Source organism: Streptomyces sp. NPDC091287, assembly GCF_044768525.1.
GTDB lineage: Bacteria > Actinomycetota > Actinomycetes > Streptomycetales > Streptomycetaceae > Streptomyces.
In genome coordinates this window covers 309115-329046 of sequence record NZ_JBIVUV010000006.1, presented here as the reverse complement: position 1 = coordinate 329046, position 19932 = coordinate 309115, and the positions used below count along the sequence as shown (strand labels likewise).

Sequence of the window (19932 nt, the reverse complement as noted above, 5' to 3'; positions counted from 1 at the left end):
CCCCGGACGAGAGGCCTAGTCCTTGTGCACGGTCCCGTCGGGGTCCAGGCCCTTGAAGGAGAGGATCACGATGAGGATGCCGCCGCACACGATGGCGGAGTCGGCGAGGTTGAAGACGGCGGAGTTCTTGGGGGCGATGAAGTCCACCACCGCGCCCTCGAACACGCCGGGCGCCCGGAAGATGCGGTCGGTGAGGTTGCCGAGCGCACCGCCCAGGAGGAGGCCCAGGGCGATGGCCCACGGCAGGCTGTAGAGCTTGCGGGCGATCCGGAAGATGACGACGATCACTCCGGTGGCGATGATGGTGAAGATCACCGTGAACGCCTCGCCGATCCCGAACGCGGCGCCCGCGTTCCGGATCGCCCGGAACTGCAGCCAGTCCCCGATGATGTCGATCGGCGGCTGGTGCTCCAGCTTCGCGACCACGAGCATCTTGGTGCCCAGGTCCAGCAGATAGGCCACGACGGCCACGCTCAGAAGGGCGAGGATCTTGCGCTTGCCACGGCCCGCGTTCACGGCCGCGTCGGCCGCGGTGCTGCCGCCTTCGTCCGTGCCGTCGACCTCGGGGTTTTCCGGCGTACCGATGATGCGCTCCGCCTCTGCCACGTGAGTCCCTCAACCTAGGTGCCTGCCTGAGGATGAGGGTACGACACACCTGTGCGGATCAGCCGCGCCGCTCCTGCTTCTGCTTGTCCTCGACGCACAGCGTGGCCCGGGGGAAGGCCTGCATGCGCGCCTTTCCGATCGGTTTGCCGCAGACCTCGCAGAGCCCGTACGTCCCCGCCTCCAGCCGGGCAAGCGCCCGCTCGGTCTGCTCCAGCATCTCCTGGGCGTTGGCGGCCAGCGACAGCTCGTGCTCGCGGGTGATGTTCTTGGTGCCGGTGTCGGCCTCGTCGTCGCCCGCGCCGTCGCCGGAGTCCCGCATCAGCCCGGCGAGCGCCGCGCCGGAGGCCTCCAGCTCGCTGCGGAGCCGCAGCGTCTCGCTCGTCAGCAGGGTGCGCGCCTCGGTGACCTCCTCCGGCGTCCAGGGCTCCTCCCCGGGCCGGACGGCCAGCTCGCCGGGGGCGGCGGCGCGGGCCGGCGGCACGGGGGCCGTGGCCTGTGCGCCTGCTGCGTGACGACTCGCGCTCTTCTTGGCTACCACCGTGTGGGCTCCCGTCTGATCGGCGGCCCGGGCCGCCTCCGTGGCCTTTTCCGAGGCCTTCTTGGCCGCGCTCTTCTTGGCGGTGCTCTTCTTGGCGGCGGTTTTCTTCGCCGCTGTCTTCTTGGCGGACGCCTTCTTGGCGGCGGCCTTCTTCGCCGTCCTCTTCGCGGGCGCGGACGCCTGCTCGGCCGGCGACTCGTGGGTGCCGTCGTGCTCGGCCGCGGTCTCTTCCGCCGTCTTCTTCGCCACCATGGCCGCGGCCCCTTCACATATTGTGATCTTGCTCGCGAATCGTGCTGGGACGATAAATCGACTCCAGCCCCGCGGCAACGGGGCACGCCGCCTTCTCGCCCCTCCCCGTACCCGGTCGTGGCGCGCCTGCCTCCGTTGTTCCCAGCTCCCCGTCCGGTAATCCGGCCCTCGGGCCCCGCCGGGAAGTCCTTGTACCCCGTCCCGCCACTCGGGTCACGCCCACGCGCCGCGGATAACCGGTCGGCCGTCGCCCGTACGGGCCCGTACACTGGGCCCGGCGAGAGGCTTTGATGGGACGAGTAGCGTCGTACGCAGCCAGTAGCGACCCGGGGACGGTGGGAGCCCGGGGGCGAGCGCGCCGTGAAGATCACCCCGGAGCCGCCGGAAGAACGCTTTGACCGATGGGCCCCGCCCGCCGACGCAAGGCCACTAGACCCGGCATCGCGACCCCAATGAGGGGGCCAAGGGCTGCGCCCGGGGCCAAGGAGGGTGGTACCGCGGGAGCCGAGACGCTCTCGTCCCTCCGACGGAAGTGGAAGACGTCCGCCGGAGGAAGCCGCACATGACATCGCCGCAGTACCGCCAGGTACCCGCCCAGGTCGACCTGCCCGCGCTCGAGCACGCCGTGCTCGACTTCTGGCGCGAGAGCAAGGTCTTCGCCAAGAGCCTCGACCAGTCCGAGGGCCGCCCCGAGTGGGTCTTCTACGAGGGTCCGCCCACCGCCAACGGCATGCCGGGCGCCCACCACATCGAGGCCCGCGTCTTCAAGGACGTCTTCCCCCGCTTCCGCACCATGCAGGGCTACCACGTCGGCCGCAAGGCCGGCTGGGACTGCCACGGCCTGCCGGTCGAGCTCGCGGTGGAGAAGGAACTGGGCTTCAACGGCAAGAAGGACATCGAGGCGTTCGGCATCGCCGAGTTCAACGCCAAGTGCCGTGAGTCGGTGACCCGGCACACCGACGCGTTCGCCGAGCTCACGACCCGCATGGGCTACTGGGTCGACCTGGACGACGCGTACCGCACGATGGACCCGGAGTACGTGGACTCCGTGTGGTGGTCACTCAAGGAGATCTTCAACAAGGACCTGCTGGTCCAGGACCACCGCGTCGCCCCCTGGTGCCCGCGTTGCGGCACCGGCCTGTCCGACCACGAGCTGGCCCAGGGCTACGAGACGGTCGTCGACCCCTCGGTCTTCGTCCGCTTCCCGCTCACCTCCGGTCCGCTGGCCGGCGAGGCGGCCCTCCTGGTCTGGACGACCACCCCCTGGACGCTGGTCTCCAACACGGCGGTCGCCGCCCACCCCGAGGTCCGCTACGTCGTCGCGACGAACGGCGAGGAGAAGCTCGTCGTCGCCGAACCGCTCCTGGAGAAGGCCCTCGGCGAGGGCTGGGAGGTGACGGGCCAGTCGTTCACCGGCGCGGAGATGGAGCGCTGGAACTACGAGCGCCCCTTCGCCCTGGTCGACTTCCCCGCGGAAGCCCACTACGTGGTGAACGCCGAGTACGTGACGACCGAGGACGGTACGGGTCTGGTCCACCAGTCCCCCGCGTTCGGCGCCGACGACCTCGTGGTCTGCCGTGCGTACGGCCTCCCGGTGGTCAACCCGGTCCGCCCGGACGGCACCTTCGAGGAGGATCTCCCCCTGGTCGGCGGTGTCTTCTTCAAGAAGGCCGACGAGGCGCTCACCGCGGACCTGGACGCACGCGGCAAGCTCTTCCGTCACGTCCCCTACGAGCACAGCTACCCGCACTGCTGGCGCTGCCACACGGCGCTGCTCTACTACGCGCAGCCCTCCTGGTACATCAGGACGACGGCGATCAAGGACCGGCTCCTCCAGGAGAACGAGAAGACCAACTGGTTCCCGGACTCGGTCAAGAACGGCCGCTTCGGCGACTGGCTGAACAACAACGTCGACTGGGCGCTCTCCCGCAACCGCTACTGGGGCACGCCGCTGCCGATCTGGCGCTGCGAGGACAACCACCTCACCTGCGTGGGCTCACGCGCCGAGCTGACGGAACTCACGGGCACCGACCAATCAGGTCTTGACCCCCACCGCCCGTTCATCGACGAGATCACCTTCACCTGCTCGCACGAGAACTGCCAGCTGGAGGCGTACCGCGTCCCGGAGGTCATCGACGCCTGGTACGACTCGGGTTCGATGCCGTTCGCGCAGTGGGGCTACCCGTACAAGAACAAGGAGGTCTTCGAGAGCCGCTACCCGGCGCAGTTCATCTCGGAGGCCATCGACCAGACCCGCGGCTGGTTCTACACGCTGATGGCGGTGGGCACCCTGGTCTTCGACAAGTCGAGTTACGAGAACGTCGTCTGCCTGGGCCACATCCTCGCCGAGGACGGCCGCAAGATGTCCAAGCACCTGGGGAACATCCTCCAGCCGATCCCGCTGATGGACCAGCACGGGGCGGACGCGGTGCGGTGGTTCATGGCGGCCGGCGGCTCCCCGTGGGCGGCACGGCGCGTGGGCCACGGCACGATCCAGGAGGTCGTCCGCAAGACGCTCCTCACCTACTGGAACACGGTCGCCTTCCAGGCCCTGTACGCGCGCACATCGGGCTGGGCACCCTCCGAGGCCGACCCGGCCCCGGAGGACCGCACGGTCCTGGACCGCTGGCTGCTGAGCGAACTGAACGCGCTGGTCGACCAGATGACCGTCGCGATGGACGGCTACGACACCCAGCGCGCCGGCAAGCTGCTCTCGGCGTTCGTGGACGACCTCTCCAACTGGTACGTACGTCGCTCGCGCCGCCGCTTCTGGCAGGGCGACAAGGCGGCGCTGCGCACGCTGCACGAGGCCGTCGAGACGGTGACCCGGCTGATGGCCCCGCTGACCCCGTTCATCACCGAGCGGGTCTGGCAGGACCTGGTCGCGCCGGTGACCCCGGACGCCCCGGAGTCGGTCCACCTGTCCACCTGGCCGAAGCCGGACCTGACGGCGATCGACCCCACCCTCTCCTCCCAGATGGCGCTGGTGCGCCGCCTGGTGGAGCTGGGCCGGGCCACGCGCGCCGAGTCGGGCGTGAAGACCCGTCAGCCCCTGTCGCGTGCGCTGGTGGCGGCGACGGGCTTCGGGGCCCTTTCCCCCGAACTGCGCGCCCAGATCACGGAGGAGCTGAACGTCACGTCGCTGGCCTCGCTCTCGGAGGTGGGCGGCTCCCTGGTCGACACGACGGCGAAGGCCAACTTCCGCGCCCTGGGCAAGCGGTTCGGCAAGGGCGTCCAGGCGGTGGCCAAGGCGGTGGCGAACACGGACGCGGCCGCGCTGTCCCTGGCCCTGCGCGAGGGCACGGCATCGGTGGAGGTCGACGGCGAGCAGATCACCCTCTCCCCCGACGAGGTCATCATCACGGAGACCCCGCGCGAGGGCTGGTCGGTCGCCTCGGACTCGGGCGCGACGGTCGCCCTGGACCTGGAGATCACCCCGGAACTGCGCCGCGCGGGCCTGGCCCGTGACGCGATCCGCCTGATCCAGGAGGCCCGCAAGAACAGCGGCCTGGACGTCGCGGACCGCATCGCCGTCCGCTGGACCTCGACGTCCCCGGCAACGGTGGAAGCCCTCACCGAGCACACCCCGCTGATCTCCGAGGAGGTGCTCGCCCTGGACTACGCGGAGGGCGAGGCGGACGAGACGTACGGCGAGGTGTTCACGGACGAGGGCCTGGAGCTGACGTTCCGCCTGCGGAAGCGGTAGCGGTAGCCCGCAGGACCGGAAGGGCCCGCCGGAACGGATTTCCGGCGGGCCCTTCCGCGTACCCCCGCGCCTCAAACGCCGGCGAGGCTGAAAGATGTCCTCAATCGCCGGACGGGCTGGAGTACGCAGCCCGTCCGGCGCCCCTCCAGCCCCTCCGGCGTTTGAGGAGCGGGGTCCGGGGCGGAGCCCCGAATTCCAAGCCCGCCCGGCGCTTGAGGGCAGAGGGGCCCGGGGCGGAGCCCTGGTTTCGGGAAGGGGCGGGGCGGGGAACCGCCCGCCGCAGGCGCCCCACCCGCACCGCACCGCCAGACGCGGCCGAGCCCACGCCAGAGGGCCGGGCCCCGGGGAAACCCCGGGGCCCGGCCCTCTGCCTGCCGACGGCTACGCGCTCAGCGAGCGCGAACCGCTCAGTTGTCGTCCTCGTCGATCAGGAACCCACGCATCGGCGAAGGCGCCTGCTGCATCGGCTGCGGCGCCTGCGGCCGCACCGGCGCCATCGGCTGCGTCATCGCGGGCGACATCTGCTGCTGGCCACCGTAGGACGGCGCGCCGCCCATCGTGGACGGGCCGCCACCCATCTGCTGGCCGCCGTGGCCACCGTGGTTGGAGCCGCCCATGGAGTGACCCATCGCACCCGCACCGGCCGGGGCCAGCGAGGGGGACGGCGGCAGCGAAGCCGCTGCCGGAGTCCGCGGCGGGGCGAGCGAGTCGTCCGCCTGGGTCTCCAGCTGACGCAGCTGGCTCTCCAGGTAGGACTTCAGCCGCGTGCGGTACTCGCGCTCGAAGCCACGCAGGTCCTCGACCTTGCGCTCCAGCGTCGCGCGGGCCGACTCCAGCGAGCCCATCGCCACGCGGTGCTTCTCCTGCGCGTCCCGCTCCAGGGCGTCGGCCTTGGCACGCGCGTCGCGCTCCAGGCCCTCGGCACGGCTGCGCGCCTCGCCGACGATCTTGTTGGCCTCGGAACGGGCCTCCGCGATCGCCTGGTCGGCGGTCTGCTGTGCGAGCGAGAGGACACGGGCGGCGCTGTCGCCACCGGGGCCCTGCTGCTGCTGCATCTGCGGCGGCTGCATCTGCTGCATCTGCTGCTGCTGGGGGTGCTGGCCCATGGGGCCGCCCATCGGGCCACCCATGGGGCCGCCCTGCATCGGGCCGGGGCCGTGCGGGCCCTGCGGACCGGGACCATGGCCACCCTGGGGGCCGTGGCCACTGGGACCTGCGGGCAGCTGCGGCGCGCCAACGGGCAGCTGGGGCGGACCCATCTGCGGGGGCTGCTGCTGCTGCGGCGGTCCTGATATGGCGGCGGGAACGGGCGCACCCGGGCGATCCTGCTGCTCCGGAGGCTTGCGCATACCCTGCTGCTGTTGCTGCTGCTGGTTCTGCGCGGCGGCACGCGTCGCGGCGGCCAGCTTGGCGCGCAGGTCCTCGTTCTCACGGAGCAGACGGGTCAGCTCCGATTCGACCTCGTCGAGAAAGGCATCGACCTCGTCCTCGTCATAGCCTTCTCGGAGGCGGACGGTCGTGAACTGCTTGTTCCGCACGTCCTCGGGGGTCAACGGCATCTCTTCTTCACCTCTACGTAGTCGTCGGCAGTCGGCAAGACCGTATCGCTCACAACCTGACCACAACGCTGATCAGGATGTAGACGATGATCATCAGAACGAAGAAGGACAGGTCGAGTGCCACGCCCCCGAGACGCAGCGGCGGAATGAACCGCCGCAGAAGCTTGAGCGGTGGATCGGTGACTGTGTAGGTGGCCTCAAGTACGACCACCATCGCCTTGCCGGGTTGCCATGAACGTGCGAACTGGAAGACGTAGTCCATGACCAGCCGGAAGATCAGCACGATGAGGAAACACATCAGCGCGATATAGACCACATCCAGTGCGACGCCCATGTCCCGCGGTTCCCTCTCCCCTGGCTCTCGTCAGCTCCGGCCTCGTGGCCGGCACCGGCCTCTCGGCCGGGTTGTTCCCGGTGTCGTGTTCTCAGCTCTGGTTGAAGAATCCGCCCTCTGCGATGCGGGCCTTGTCCTCCGCCGTGACATCGACGTTAGCAGGCGACAACAGGAACACCTTCTGCGTCACGCGTTCAATGCTGCCATGGAGACCGAAGACGAGTCCCGCGGCAAAGTCGACAAGTCGCTTCGCGTCCGTGTCGTCCATCTCCGTGAGATTCATGATCACCGGAGTGCCCTCACGGAAGTGTTCCCCGATGGTACGGGCCTCGTTGTAGGTCCTGGGGTGCAGCGTGGTGATGCGGTACGGCTCCCGCTCGGACACGACCTTGGGCATGATCACCGGTGCGTTCTTCTCCATGTTCGGGCGTTCAGGTGTGATGGATGCCACGGGGGCGATCCGGGCGGGTCGCACGCTTTCCGCGGGGAGCTGAACCGGCTCGCGCTGGGCGGGCGGTTGCACCACTCGCACCGGTTCGTCCCTTTCGCGCTCGCGCTCGCGTTCCCGCTCCGCCTGGTGTGGGGGCTGATGCCGCCGCCGGTCACGCTCCGGCTCCGGCTCAGGTTCGAATTCGTCATCGGGGTCGAACCCCGGACCGTCGTACCCATCGTCCTCCACGAGGCCGAGGTAGACCGCCATCTTGCGCATCGCGCCGGCCATGCTCCGAGTCCTCCGCTCTGTGGTGGATCGGCATTCGTCACCAAGTGCCCGCGATCCACTGTGGTCTGCCCGCTGTGAGCGGTAATGACCATATTTTCTGCTGTGGTCCGACTTGCTTCGCGACGTTACCCGAGCCGGGGTCGGACTCCGAGTACCGCCGTACCGACGCGTACATGTGTCGCTCCGGCCGCCACCGCGCCCTCCAGGTCCCCGCTCATACCTGCGGAGACCATGTTCGCAGCCGGATGACCTGCGCGCAGGCTGGATGAGATTTCCATCAGCCGGTCGAACGCGGCCCGTTGCCGGCCGGCGTACTCCCCGGCCAGCGGTGCCACGGTCATCAGTCCGTCGAGCCGCAGTCCGGGAGCCGCGCCGATCACGGCCGCCAACTCCTCGACCCCGTCCGGCGCGACGCCGCCGCGCTCACCGCGCTCACCGCTCTCCGCGTCCAGGGCGACCTGGATCAGGCAGCCGAGTTCACGCTCCCCGCGCACCGCGGCGGCGGAGAGGGCGGTGACCAGCTTGGCGCGGTCCACCGACTGCACGACACCGGCATAACTGGTCACAGAACGAACCTTGTTCGTCTGCAATTGTCCGACAAAGTGCCATGTCAGCGAAAGATCCGCACAAGCGGTGGCTTTGGGGGCGGCGTCCTGGTCACGATTCTCCGCGACATGGCGCACACCGAGTTCATGCAGGATCCGCACATCGCTCGCGGGGTAGGTCTTGGTGACCACGATCAGGGTCACTTCCTCGCGCTTGCGTCCGGCCGCGGCGCAGGAGGAGACGATCCTTTCCTCCACCTGTGCCAGATTCGCGGCGAGTTCAGCCTTACGGTCCGTCATGCCCTATCAGTCCAACCAGACATATCCGGCGAGCCGCCCGGTGGTGCGGTCGCGGCGGTACGAGAAGTGGTCGCCCGATTCCAAGGTGCAGTACGGCGAGGAGTGCCGGTCCGTGACACCGAGGGCGGTGAGCTGGGCGTGGACTCCGCCGGTGACGTCGACCGCCGGGGTTCCCCAGCTGGTCTCGGACCAAGTGCCGGAAACGGCGTCGGCGACCTCGGCCCGCATCGCCTCCGGCACTTCGTAACACCGTCCGCAGACGGCCGGCCCGGTGTGCGCGGTGATCCGGGAGGGGTGTGCGCCGAGCGCGACCATGGCCTCGACCACCGCCGGAACGACTCCGGCGACCAGTCCCGGCCGCCCGGCGTGCGCCGCCCCGACGACCCCGGCGACCGGGTCGGCGAGAAGAACGGGAGTGCAGTCGGCGGTGAGGACCGCGAGCGCCAGTCCGCGCCGGGCGGTCACCACCGCGTCCACGGCCGGAATCTCCGCGTCCGCGCCCCAGGGTCCGTCCACCACCGCGACGTCCCGGCCGTGCACCTGGTTCATCCAGACGACGTGGGCCGGGTCGAGGCCGAGGCGACGGGCCGCGCGCTCCCGGTTCGCGCCGACGGCGGCGGGGTCGTCGCCGACCGCGCCGCCGAGGTTGAGCTCACCGTACGGAGCGGCGCTCACTCCGCCCCACCGGTCGGTGAAGGCGAAATGAGCGCTGCCCGTGACGGGTGCCGCCCGGTGCTGACCTATCACTTCAAGAAGTCCGGAACATCCAGCTCTTCGGCCTGGGTGTCCTGGTAGGGACGGGCCGGCGGGACGTGCGGCGGCGAGACCGGCCCGAGCGCGCTCTCACTCGAAGCCGACGCGGGGGCGGGCTCGGCCGGAGCCGGGCTCTCCTCGCGCGGAGGTACGGAACCGAGTCCGCCCGTCGGGCGCGTGGACTCGGCGGAGGACCTGGCCGGAGCGGCCGGCTCCTCGCGCTTGTTGCTGTTCGCGCCGAGGACGTTCTCACGGCGGGCAGGCGGCTGTCCGCCGTCGAATCCCGCCGCGATCACGGTGACCCGCACCTCGTCGCCCAGGGCGTCGTCGATGACGGCGCCGAAGATGATGTTGGCCTCGGGGTGCGCGGCCTCGCTCACCAGCTGGGCGGCCTCGTTGATCTCGAAGAGACCGAGGTCGCTGCCGCCGGAGATGGAGAGGAGGACACCGCGGGCGCCGTCGATGGAGGCTTCCAGGAGGGGCGAGGAGATCGCCATCTCCGCAGCCGCCACCGCGCGGTCGTCGCCGCGCGCCGAGCCGATGCCCATGAGCGCCGATCCGGCCTCGGACATGACCGACTTGACGTCGGCGAAGTCGAGGTTGATCAGACCCGGGGTGGTGATGAGGTCGGTGATGCCCTGGACACCCGAGAGCAGCACCTGGTCGGCCGACTTGAACGCGTCGAGCACGCTGACCTGGCGGTCCGAGATGGACAGCAGGCGGTCGTTGGGAATGACGATGAGGGTGTCGACCTCTTCGCGGAGTTCGGCGATGCCGTCCTCCGCCTGGTTCGCGCGTCGTCGGCCCTCGAAGGTGAACGGGCGGGTGACCACTCCGATCGTCAGGGCGCCGAGCGAGCGCGCGATGTTGGCGACGACGGGTGCGCCGCCGGTGCCGGTGCCGCCGCCCTCTCCGGCGGTGACGAAGACCATGTCGGCCCCCTTGAGGACCTCCTCGATCTCCTCACGGTGGTCCTCTGCCGCCTTACGACCGACGGCCGGGTTCGCCCCGGCGCCGAGGCCCCGGGTGAGTTCGCGGCCGACGTCGAGCTTGACGTCGGCGTCGCTCATCAACAGGGCTTGTGCGTCCGTGTTGATCGCGATGAACTCGACGCCCTTGAGACCGACCTCGATCATTCGGTTGATGGCATTGACACCACCGCCGCCGACACCGATGACCTTGATGACTGCGAGGTAGTTCTGCGGTGCTGCCACGTCGAAGGCCTCTCGCCTCGAGTTACGTGTCGTCGCTCTGCGGTAGCCCCGCGGCGACGACTGATGTCGATGGGGACGGTCCGAACGCCGACCCAAACCCTAACGTTGAAGTTTAGGGTTACCAGTGTGTCTGCTTCCTGGACTCTTCCGAACAGGACACTAAGTCGACAAGTGGCGCACGTTCAACGAACACGCCGAACCTCCCGTTTTTCTTTTCACCCTATGTGATCACCCGTAGCGCTGACCAACCAGGGTGCTGGCCAGCACAAATACCCGTCAACTCACCGATACCGCCGGGGCGGTGGGAGCACTTACGTCGAACTGTTCCGATTTGGGGGCCGCTTTCATGAGTGCGGCGAGGACGCGCGCCTTCACCGGCCCGTCTTCCCCACTCCCCCAGGTCACCACACGATCCCGGGTGAGCCGCAAGGAGATCGCGTCGTACGAGGTGACCCGTACGACCTCGGTGTCCTCGGCCACACCTGCCGGAAGGTCGCCGGCGACCCGGACCGCTTCCCGCAACAGACCGTCACCCCCGAAGCGGCGAAGGCTCGCGGACGGTTCGGGAGTCAGCTCCAGCAGGGGCACGCCCTTCGGCGCCTTCTCCACGGTGGCGAAGCGCACGCCCTCGGCATCCACTTCCACGAACGCGCCGCCCTTTTCGACCAGCAGGACCGGCTTCCGTTCGGTCACCTTAAGGCCGATGCCGTCCGGCCAGGACCGAACGACATCAACTGTGTCGATACGAGGCAACTTCTGGCGCAACCGGCGCTCCATGGCATCGGTGTCCACGGAGACCAGCGGAGCGCCGATCGGTGTGGCGGCAACCGCTTCCACTTCCTCGCGGGTCAGGACCTCGACGCCGCTCGTGCTGACCTTCTCGACGCGGAGCCAGGAGGAGCCGTAGAGCACCCAGATCACGAACGCGGTGAGGAGGGCGACCGCGACGCCGATCAGGATCAGCAGAGTGCGGCGCCCGATCCGGGGCCCCTCGGGGCCGCTGTGCGGCGGGCCGGCGGAGGCGTCCGCCCGCCCGGGTGCGCCGCGCTGGGCGGTCGTCGGTCCGGCCACGCTCGCTCCTTCGACGGACCCGGGGCACCCGCCCCGGGTCCGCACCGCATCGCGCCGGGCGCCTAGCGGCGCGCGGCAATCGCTTCGTACACCATGCCGACGAGCAGGTCGTCGGCGTCGCGCCGGCCGAACTCGGCCGCGGCGCGGGACATTTCGTACAGCCGGTGGGGGTCCGACAGTACCGGCAGGACGTTGCCCTGCACCCACTCCGGGGTGAGCGCCGCGTCGTCCACCAGCAGGCCGCCGCCGGCGTTGACCACCGGCTGGGCGTTGAGCCGCTGTTCGCCGTTGCCGATGGGCAGCGGGACGTAGGCGGCGGGGAGCCCGACGGCGGAGAGTTCGGCGACGGTCATCGCGCCCGCGCGACAGAGCATCATGTCGGCCGCGGCGTACGCAAGGTCCATCCGGTCCACGTACGGTACCGGGATGTAGGGCGGCATCCCGGGCATGTTGTCGATGCGCGGCAATTCGTTCTTCGGGCCGACCACATGGAGGATCTGGATCCCGGAGCGCTGAAGCAGCGGCGCGACCCGCTGGACCACCTCGTTGAGGTGCCGCGCGCCCTGTGAGCCGCCGGAGACCAGCAGCGTGGGCAGGTTGGGGTCGAGGCCGAAGGAGGCGCGGGCCTCCGGGCGGACCCGGGCGCGGTCCAGGGTGGCGATGGTGCGGCGCAGCGGGATGCCGATGTAGCGGGCGCCGCGCAGCTTGCTGTCGGGCGTGGAGACGGCGACCCCGTGGGCGTACCGCGAACCGATCTTGTTGGCCAGGCCCGGGCGGGCGTTGGCCTCGTGGACCACGATCGGCACACCGGCCCGCTTGGCCGCCAGATAGCCGGGCAGTGCGACGTAGCCGCCGAAGCCGACCACGCAGTCCGCCTTGGTGCGCAACAGGATCTGCTCGGCGGCCTTGATGGTGCCGCGCAGTCGGCCCGGGACGGTGATCAGTTCGGGTGTGGGCTTACGGGGCAGTGGCACGGCGGGAATGAGCGCCAGCTCGTACCCCCGCTCGGGCACGAGCCTGGTCTCCAGTCCGCGTTCCGTGCCGAGGGCAGTGATTCCCACGGTCGGGTCCTGCCTGCGCAGGGCGTCTGCGAGGGCAAGCGCGGGCTCGATGTGTCCGGCGGTCCCCCCGCCGGCGAGTACGACATGCACCGAAATTCACCGCTCTCCGGACGGACGCTTCTTGACGCGCCGTCTCATCGTCTTCCATCTCACCCCGGGCTTCCGCGTGGCCAGGGCCGCCTTGGCGGCTGGGTCCTCCCGTGCGAAGGCGATCATCAGCCCGACCGCGAACATCGTCGGCAGCAGGGCCGACCCCCCGTAGGAGAACAGCGGGAGCGGAACCCCGGCGATCGGCAACAGGCCGAGCACCGCACCGATGTTGATCACGGCCTGGGCCGTGATCCACGTGGTCACGCCTCCCGCGGCAAACCTCACGAAGGGGTCCTCCGTGCGTCCGGCCACGCGGATACCCGCATAGCCTAGAGCCGCGAACAGGGCGAGCACGGACAGCGTCCCCGCCAGCCCCAGTTCCTCACCGGTGATGGCGAAGATGAAGTCGGTGTGCGGTTCCGGGAGTTGACCCCATTTTTCCACACTCGCACCCAGTCCGGAACCGAACCATCCGCCGGACGCCAGAGCATAGATCCCGTGTGCGGCCTGCCAGCAACCGCCCTCCGGATCGGGTTCGCTCACCCCCATGCAGGCGAGCCGGGACATCCGGTTGGGGCTGGTCCTGATCAGCAGGAACGCGATGACGGCGGCGAAGCCGAGCACCCCGGCGAACAGCCGGGTGGGGGCGCCCGCCAGCCAGAGCAGACCGAACAGGATCGCCGTGAGAATGATCGCGGTTCCCATGTCGCCGCCGAGCATGATCAGCCCGAGCAGCATGAACGCGACCGGCACGAGCGGCACCAGCATGTGCTTCCACTGCGTCAGCAACCGCTTGTCCTGCTTGCGGGCCAGCAGGTCCGCCCCCCACAGGATGAGGGCCAGCTTGCCGAACTCGCTGGGCTGGAGCTGGAACGGGCCGCCCAGGTAGAGCCAGTTCTGGTTGCCGTTGACCGACATCCCTATCCCCGGCACCTGGACCAGGACCATCAGGAAGACGGTGACCATCAGTATCGGGTAGGCCAGCGCCCGGTGGAGCTTCACCGGCATCCGGGCGGCGAGCAGCATCAGCGCGCCACCGATGACGGCGGCGAGGAACTGCTTGCCGAAGAAGTAGGTCGAGGGCTTGCTGATGTCCAGCGCCTTGATCATCGAGGCGGAGTAGACCATCACCAGGCCCAGCACGGTGATCAGGAGGCTGGAGCCGAGGATCACGTAGTAGGCGGTCAGGGGGCGGTCCCAGGCCCGCCGTGCCCGCTCGTAGGTACGGCGGGGTCCACCGCCGCGCCCGGTGCGCGGGGGGCGGGGCGCCGAGCCGCCGCGTCCGGAGCCGCGGGGTGTCTCGGGACGCCGGGCTCCGGTGGCGAGGCGTCCGCGCAGGGCGAGTCCGGGAGGCAGCGCTACTCCGGAGGGGGCGGGTGTCGCGGTGAGGGGGCGGGGAACCGAGGTCCTTGCGCGGTCCCGGCGTACGGCGAATCTCTCGTCGGCCGGCATTGTCGCTGTCCCCTCCACTGCTCGTGCCCGGGGCCCGTGAACCCCGGGCGCGGAGGCCCGGTCGGTCAGGCGCTCTCGTCGGCGCGTGCGCGGACCGCGTCCGCGAACGCCTCGCCCCGCTTGTTGTAGTTGGTGAACATGTCCATCGAGGCACAGGCCGGGGCCAGCAGTACCGTATCGCCCGGCCGGGCGAGCTCGGCCGCCCGCCCGACCGCTTCGGACATCGCCCCAGTGTCGGTCCGGTCGAGGTCGACCACCGGGACTTCGGGGGCGTGTCGCGTCAGGGCTTCGTGGATCAGTGCCCGGTCGGCGCCGATCAGCACGACCCCGCGCAGCCGCTTCGCCGCGCCGGTGACCAGCTCGTCGAACGTGGCGCCCTTCGCCAGTCCGCCCGCGATCCAGACGATGGAGTCGTAGGCGGCGAGGGAGGCCTCGGTGGCATGGGTGTTGGTGGCCTTGGAGTCGTCCACGTAACGGACTTCGCCGATGTCCGCGACGTGTTCGATGCGGTGGGCGTCCGGCCGGAAGGCGCGCAGTCCGTCCCGGACCGCGGCCGGTTCCACGCCGAAGGCGCGGGCGAGGGCGGCGGCCGCGAGGGCGTTGGCGATGTTGTGCGGGGCCGGCGGATTGACGTCGGTGACCTCGGCCAGTTCCTGGGCCTGCTTCTGGCGGTTGGCGACGAACGCCCGGTCGACGAGAATGCCGTCGACGACGCCGAGCTGCGAGGGGCCGGGGGCGCCGAGGGTGAAGCCGATGGCTCGGCAGCCCTCTTCGACGTCCGCCTCGCGCACCAGGTCCTCGGTGGCCGGGTCGGCCGCGTTGTAGACGCAGGCGACCGTGTTGCCCTCGTAGACGCGGCCCTTGTCGGCGGCGTACGCCTCCATCGAGCCGTGCCAGTCGAGGTGGTCCGGGGCCAGGTTGAGGACGGCGGCGGAGTGGGCGCGCAGCGAGGGCGCCCAGTGCAGCTGGTAGCTGGAGAGTTCGACGGCGAGGACGTCGTACTCGGTCTCCCCGAGCACCGCGTCCAGCAGCGATACGCCGATGTTGCCGACGGCCGCGGTGCGCAGGCCCGCGGCCTGAAGGATCGAGGCCAGCATCCGTACGGTCGTGGTCTTGCCGTTGGTGCCGGTGACCGCGAGCCAGGGGGCGGCCTCGCGGCCGTTGGTCCCGCGCAGTCGCCAGGCCAGTTCGACGTCGCCCCAGACCGGGACGCCCGCCTCGGCGGCAGCCAGGAAGAGCGGCTTGTCCGGCTGCCAGCCGGGGGCGGTGACGACGAGTTCCGTGGACGGCGGCAGGGTCGCGCCGTCGCCGAGGCGCACGGTGATGCCGAGCGCCTCCAGTTCGGCCGCCTGCGCGCGGGCGCGCTCGTCGTCGCCGTCGTTGACGACGGTGACGAGCGCGCCGCGCTCGTGCAGGGCGCGGGCCGCGGGGATCCCGCTGACGCCGAGCCCGGCGACGGTGACGTGCTTGCCCTGCCAGTCCACGGTGCTGCTCACTTCTTGGCTGCCCATCCCGCGTAGAAGAGGCCGAGGCCGACGATCACGCACATGCCCTGGATGATCCAGAAGCGGACCACGACAAGGACTTCGGACCACCCCTTGAGTTCGAAGTGGTGCTGGAGCGGCGCCATCCGGAACACTCGCTTGCCGGTCATCTTGAACGAACCGACCTGGATGACCACGGACATGGTGATCATCACGAAGAGGCCGCCGAGGATGGCGAGGAGGAACTCGGTGCGGGACAGGATCGCGAGACCCGCGAGCGCACCGCCGAGGGCGAGCGAGCCGGTGTCGCCCATGAAGATCTTGGCGGGCGAGGTGTTCCACCACAGGAAGCCGAAGCAGGCGCCCATCAGGGCGGCGGCGACGACGGCGAGGTCGAGCGGGTCGCGCACCTCGTAACAGGCGCTCGGGTTGGTCAGGTTGTCCGCGTTGGCGCAGGACTCCTGGAACTGCCAGAGGCCGATGAAGGTGTAGGCGCCGAAGACCATCACGGAGGCGCCGGTGGCCAGCCCGTCGAGACCGTCGGTGAGGTTCACGCCGTTGGACATGGCGAGGATCATGAACAGCGCCCAGACGCAGAACAGCACCGGGCCGATCGACCAGCCGAAGTCCTCGACGAACGAGAGCCGGGTTGAGGCCGGGGTGTAGTCCATGGAGTTGGGGAACTGGAGCGAGAGCACCGCGAAGGCGATACCGACGATCAGCTGTCCCGCCATCTTCGCCTTGGCCCGCAGACCGAGCGAACGCTGCTTGACGATCTTGATGTAGTCGTCGAGGAACCCGACGAGGCCCATTCCCGCCATGAGGAACAGCACGAGAACGCCGGAGTAGCGGATGTCCTCACCCGTGATGACCTTCGCGAGGAGGTACGCGATGATCGTCGCCATGATGAAGGCGATGCCGCCCATCGTGGGCGTGCCCTGCTTGCTGCCGTGCGTGCGCGGGCCGTCGTCCCGGATGAACTGCCCGTATCCCTTGCGGGCCAGCAGCTTGATCAGCAGCGGAGTACCGACCAGGGTCAGAAAGAGCCCGATGGCCCCCGCGAAGAGGATCTGCCTCATCGGCCGGCGACCTCGCCCTCGGTCGAGTTCTCCAGCAGTGCCAGGGCGACCTTCTCCAGGCCGACCGACCGGGACGCCTTCACCAGCACGACGTCTCCCGGGCGCAGTTCACTGCGCAACAGGTCGACGGCCGCCTGTGCGTCGGACACGTGCACCGACTCCTCACCCCACGAACCCTCGTTATATGCGCCCAGTTGCAGCCAGGAGGCTTCTCTCCCCCCGACAGCGACGAGCTTGCTGACGTTGAGCCGGACGGCGAGCCGTCCGACCGCGTCGTGCTCGGCGAGCGACGCGTCACCGAGCTCGGCCATCTGACCGAGCACCGCCCAGGTACGTCCCCCGTCGGCCCCTCGGGCCTGGCCCATGGCAGCCAGCGCACGCAGTGCGGCTCTCATGGATTCGGGGTTCGCGTTGTAGGCGTCGTTGACGACCGTCACACCGTCCGGACGCTCGGTGACCTCCATGCGCCAGCGGGAGAGGGTGCCCGCCTCCGAGAGCGCCTCGGCGATCTCGGTCACGGACATGCCCAACTCATGGGCGACGGCGGCCGCGGCGAGCGCGTTCGACACGTGGTGCTCACCGTACAGGCGCATGGTCACGTCGCTGCACCCGGTGGGTGTGTGGAGCTCGAAGGCGGGCCGTCCGTCGGCGGTCATCCTGACCTTCTCGCCCCGTACGTCCGCTTCCGGGGCTTCTCCGAAGAGCAGGACGCGGGCCTTGGTGCGCGAGGCCATGGCGCGGACGAGCGGGTCGTCCGCGTTGAGCACGGCGCAGCCGTCCTCGGGCAGGACCTCGACCAGCTCGCCCTTGGCCTGGGCGATGGCCTCCCGGCTGCCGAACTCGCCGAGGTGCGCGGAGCCGACGTTCAGGACGAGGCCGATGCGGGGCGGGGTGAGGTTGGCCAGGTAGTGGATGTGGCCGACGCCGCGGGCCCCCATCTCCAGGACCAGGTGCTCGGTCTCGGCGGTGGCGGTCAGCGCTGTGACCGGCAGGCCGATCTCGTTGTTGAGGGAGCCGGGCGTCCAGACGGTCGGCCCCTTGCGCTGGAGGAGCTGCGCGATCAGGTCCTTGGTGGACGTCTTGCCGGCGGATCCGGTGAGTCCGACGACGGTGGTGCCGAGGCGTTCCACCACGGCACGGGCGAGGGCTCCGAGCGCGCCGACGACATCGTCCACGACGATCGCCGGAACGCCGACGGGGCGGGCCGCCAGTACGGCCGCGGCACCCGCCTCGACGGCGCGCCGGGCGTAGTCGTGGCCGTCGACCCGTTCGCCGGCGAACGCGGCGAACAGGCTGCCTGGCGCGACCTCGCGGGAGTCGATGACGACGGGTCCGGTCACGGTGACTGCCGGATCCGGTATGTCGTACGACTGCCCGCCGACGATTTCGGCGATCTCGGCGAGGGAAAGGGTGATCACTTGGTCATCCCTGACTGTTGTTCTCGAGGTGAGGGGCGCGGTCCGCGGCGCCGGGGCGCGTGAGGGACCGCTCGATGGCTGCGTGCAGGACCTTGCGGTCGTCGAAGGCGCGTACCACCCCGTGGATGTCCTGGCCCTGTTCGTGCCCCTTGCCCGCGACGAGGACGGTGTCGCCCGCTTCGGCGCGGGCGACGGCGGCGGCGATGGCCGAGGCGCGGTCGGCGTCGACCAGCACGTCGCCGCGCTCGTGGACGGGTACTTCGGCGGCGCCGGAGAGCATCGCGGCGAGGATCGCGAGGGGGTCCTCGGAGCGGGGGTTGTCGGAGGTCAGCACGGCGGTGTCGGCGAGCCGGGCGGCTGCCGCCCCCATCGGGCCGCGCTTGGTGGTGTCGCGGTCGCCGCCGCAGCCGAGGACGATGTGCACCTTGCCCTCGGTGACCTTGCGCAGGGAGCGCAGTACGGACTCGACGGCGTCGGTCTTGTGCGCGTAGTCGACGACGGCGAGGTAGGGCTGTCCGGCGTCCACCCGCTCCAGCCGGCCGGGGACCCCGGGGACGGCCGCGATGCCGTCGGCGGCGGTCTGCGGGTCGACGCCCGCGACGGCCAGCGTGACGATCGCGGCGAGGGTGTTGGCGACGTTGAACGGGCCGGGCAGCGGGGCGCGGGCGGTGATCCGCTCGCCCTTCGGTCCGACGGCGGTGAAGGTGCTGTCCTGCGGTCCGACCTCGACGTCCTCGGCGTGCCAGTCGGCGTCCGGGTGGCCCTCGGCGGAGAAGCTGGTGACCGGCACCCCGGACTCGGTCAGGAGCCTGCGGCCGTACTCGTCGTCGAAGTTCACGACGCCGCGGTGGCTGCGTTCGGGGGTGAAGAGCTGGGCCTTGGCCTGGAAGTAGTCCTCCATGCCGGAGTGGAACTCCATGTGCTCCGGGCTGAGGTTGTTGAAGACGGCGACGTCGAAGACGCAGCCGTCGACCCGGCCGAGCACCAGGGCGTGGCTGGAGACCTCCATCGCGACGGCCTCGACGCCGCGTTCGCGCATGACGGCGAACAGGGCCTGGAGGTCGGTGGCTTCGGGGGTGGTGCGCTCGGACTTGATGCGCTCGTCGCCGATCCGCATCTCGACGGTGCCGATCAGCCCGGTGGGGCGCCCGGCGGCGCGCAGTCCGCCCTCGACGAGGTACGCGGTGGTGGTCTTGCCGGAGGTGCCGGTGATGCCGAGCTGGAGCAGGCCGATGCCGGGCCGCCCGTAGATGTCGGCGGCCAGCTCGCCCATGACGGCGCGGGGGTCCTCGCTGACCAGCACCGGCAGGCCGGTGGCCGCGGCGCGTTCGGCGCCGGCGGGGTCGGTGAGGACGGCGGCGGCGCCGAGGCCGGCGGCCTGGGCCGCGAAGTCGGCGCCGTGGAAGCGGGCGCCGGGCAGGGCCGCGTACACGTCTCCGGGTCGCACGGCCCGTGAGTCGTGGGTGATGCCGGTGACCTCACCGGACCCGGCCGCTTCGACGCCGAGCCGGTCTGCCAGCTCGCCGAGAGGGGTGGGCCGGAGCCGGTCCGGTCGGGGCGCTCCCGGGTAGGTCACAGGCGCGTCCTTCTGAGAGGTTTGGGACTGATCAGCGTGGGGCACGGCGGTGAGCGTACCGGGCCGGTGCGGCGTCTCGCGAAGCGAGGGACCCTGGTTCCGGCGGTTCTCGTTCCGGTTCCCGGGGTCGGGGGTGATGGTTGTCACTGAGGGTTCCCTTGGAGGAGATGCTC

Annotated in this window: 16 protein-coding genes; 1 reads left to right on the top strand and 15 read right to left on the bottom strand. The window is 70.3% G+C overall.

Features of this window, described 5'->3' with window-relative positions; all coding sequences use genetic code 11:
- Positions 1–15: 15 nt before the first annotated feature.
- Complete coding sequence (gene lspA, locus ACIQRW_RS12610; RefSeq protein ID WP_403758132.1) at positions 16–606, bottom strand: signal peptidase II; 591 nt, start codon at positions 604–606, stop codon at positions 16–18.
- 58 nt (positions 607–664) lie between these two features.
- A complete protein-coding gene (locus ACIQRW_RS12605; RefSeq protein WP_403758129.1) occupies positions 665–1396 on the bottom strand; it encodes a TraR/DksA family transcriptional regulator in 732 nt (243 codons plus the stop codon).
- A 562-nt stretch (positions 1397–1958) separates the two neighbouring features.
- On the opposite strand from ACIQRW_RS12605, the gene ileS reads away from it, so the two are divergent.
- A complete protein-coding gene (ileS, locus tag ACIQRW_RS12600) occupies positions 1959–5102 on the top strand; it encodes an isoleucine--tRNA ligase (protein WP_403758127.1) in 3144 nt (1047 codons plus the stop codon).
- A gap of 407 nt (positions 5103–5509) precedes the next feature.
- Here the strand turns inward: ileS and ACIQRW_RS12595 are convergent, their stop codons facing one another.
- The 13 genes from ACIQRW_RS12595 to ACIQRW_RS12535 all read right to left on the bottom strand — a co-directional run bounded on the left by ACIQRW_RS12595 (position 5510) and on the right by ACIQRW_RS12535 (position 19906).
- A complete protein-coding gene (locus ACIQRW_RS12595; protein WP_403758124.1) occupies positions 5510–6661 on the bottom strand; it encodes a DivIVA domain-containing protein in 1152 nt (383 codons plus the stop codon).
- A gap of 49 nt (positions 6662–6710) precedes the next feature.
- Positions 6711–6995 (bottom strand): YggT family protein, encoded by a 285-nt coding sequence (locus tag ACIQRW_RS12590; RefSeq protein ID WP_006123846.1) that lies wholly within the window; start codon positions 6993–6995, stop codon positions 6711–6713.
- A gap of 91 nt (positions 6996–7086) precedes the next feature.
- Positions 7087–7716, bottom strand: coding sequence for a cell division protein SepF (locus ACIQRW_RS12585; RefSeq protein ID WP_274029587.1), 630 nt, complete (start codon positions 7714–7716; stop codon positions 7087–7089).
- A gap of 125 nt (positions 7717–7841) precedes the next feature.
- Positions 7842–8561, bottom strand: coding sequence for a YggS family pyridoxal phosphate-dependent enzyme (locus ACIQRW_RS12580; RefSeq protein WP_403758121.1), 720 nt, complete (start codon positions 8559–8561; stop codon positions 7842–7844).
- 6 nt (positions 8562–8567) lie between these two features.
- Positions 8568–9308 carry a peptidoglycan editing factor PgeF gene (pgeF, locus tag ACIQRW_RS12575; protein ID WP_403758118.1) on the bottom strand — a complete coding sequence of 247 codons (741 nt, stop codon included), beginning with the start codon at positions 9306–9308 and terminating at the stop codon, positions 8568–8570.
- Complete coding sequence (ftsZ, locus tag ACIQRW_RS12570; RefSeq protein ID WP_403758115.1) at positions 9305–10528, bottom strand: cell division protein FtsZ; 1224 nt, start codon at positions 10526–10528, stop codon at positions 9305–9307. Before ftsZ ends, pgeF begins: the two co-directional genes overlap by 4 nt.
- Positions 10529–10804: 276 nt before the next feature.
- Positions 10805–11599 (bottom strand): cell division protein FtsQ/DivIB, encoded by a 795-nt coding sequence (locus ACIQRW_RS12565; RefSeq protein WP_403758112.1) that lies wholly within the window; start codon positions 11597–11599, stop codon positions 10805–10807.
- A gap of 62 nt (positions 11600–11661) precedes the next feature.
- Positions 11662–12750: an undecaprenyldiphospho-muramoylpentapeptide beta-N-acetylglucosaminyltransferase gene (gene murG, locus ACIQRW_RS12560; RefSeq protein ID WP_403758109.1), complete on the bottom strand. Its 1089-nt coding sequence runs from the start codon at positions 12748–12750 to the stop codon at positions 11662–11664.
- A 6-nt stretch (positions 12751–12756) separates the two neighbouring features.
- The gene (gene ftsW, locus ACIQRW_RS12555) at positions 12757–14202 is read right to left on the bottom strand and encodes a putative lipid II flippase FtsW (protein ID WP_403758106.1); all 1446 of its coding nucleotides are present in this window, start codon (positions 14200–14202) and stop codon (positions 12757–12759) included.
- A gap of 65 nt (positions 14203–14267) precedes the next feature.
- Positions 14268–15713: a UDP-N-acetylmuramoyl-L-alanine--D-glutamate ligase gene (gene murD / locus ACIQRW_RS12550; protein WP_403758103.1), complete on the bottom strand. Its 1446-nt coding sequence runs from the start codon at positions 15711–15713 to the stop codon at positions 14268–14270.
- Positions 15695–16765, bottom strand: a complete 1071-nt coding sequence (gene mraY, locus ACIQRW_RS12545; protein ID WP_403758100.1) for a phospho-N-acetylmuramoyl-pentapeptide-transferase — start codon at positions 16763–16765, stop codon at positions 15695–15697. Before mraY ends, murD begins: the two co-directional genes overlap by 19 nt.
- Complete coding sequence (murF, locus tag ACIQRW_RS12540; RefSeq protein ID WP_215111059.1) at positions 16762–18183, bottom strand: UDP-N-acetylmuramoyl-tripeptide--D-alanyl-D-alanine ligase; 1422 nt, start codon at positions 18181–18183, stop codon at positions 16762–16764. Before murF ends, mraY begins: the two co-directional genes overlap by 4 nt.
- Positions 18184–18187: 4 nt before the next feature.
- Positions 18188–19906: a UDP-N-acetylmuramoyl-L-alanyl-D-glutamate--2,6-diaminopimelate ligase gene (locus ACIQRW_RS12535; protein ID WP_403758097.1), complete on the bottom strand. Its 1719-nt coding sequence runs from the start codon at positions 19904–19906 to the stop codon at positions 18188–18190.
- Between the last annotated feature and the right edge of the window lie 26 nt (positions 19907–19932).

What these genes read in the sequence shown, in the direction of transcription:
- ileS (WP_403758127.1), top strand. Translation starts at nt 1,959, where the DNA reads ATGACATCGCCGCAGTACCGCCAGGTACCCGCCCAGGTCGACCTGCCC.
- ACIQRW_RS12580 (WP_403758121.1), bottom strand. Translation starts at nt 8,561, where the DNA reads ATGACGGACCGTAAGGCTGAACTCGCCGCGAATCTGGCACAGGTGGAG.
- ACIQRW_RS12590 (WP_006123846.1), bottom strand. Translation starts at nt 6,995, where the DNA reads ATGGGCGTCGCACTGGATGTGGTCTATATCGCGCTGATGTGTTTCCTC.
- ACIQRW_RS12605 (WP_403758129.1), bottom strand. Translation starts at nt 1,396, where the DNA reads ATGGTGGCGAAGAAGACGGCGGAAGAGACCGCGGCCGAGCACGACGGC.
- mraY (WP_403758100.1), bottom strand. Translation starts at nt 16,765, where the DNA reads ATGAGGCAGATCCTCTTCGCGGGGGCCATCGGGCTCTTTCTGACCCTG.
- murD (WP_403758103.1), bottom strand. Translation starts at nt 15,713, where the DNA reads ATGGGCAGCCAAGAAGTGAGCAGCACCGTGGACTGGCAGGGCAAGCAC.
- ACIQRW_RS12595 (WP_403758124.1), bottom strand. Translation starts at nt 6,661, where the DNA reads ATGCCGTTGACCCCCGAGGACGTGCGGAACAAGCAGTTCACGACCGTC.
- ACIQRW_RS12585 (WP_274029587.1), bottom strand. Translation starts at nt 7,716, where the DNA reads ATGGCCGGCGCGATGCGCAAGATGGCGGTCTACCTCGGCCTCGTGGAG.
- ftsW (WP_403758106.1), bottom strand. Translation starts at nt 14,202, where the DNA reads ATGCCGGCCGACGAGAGATTCGCCGTACGCCGGGACCGCGCAAGGACC.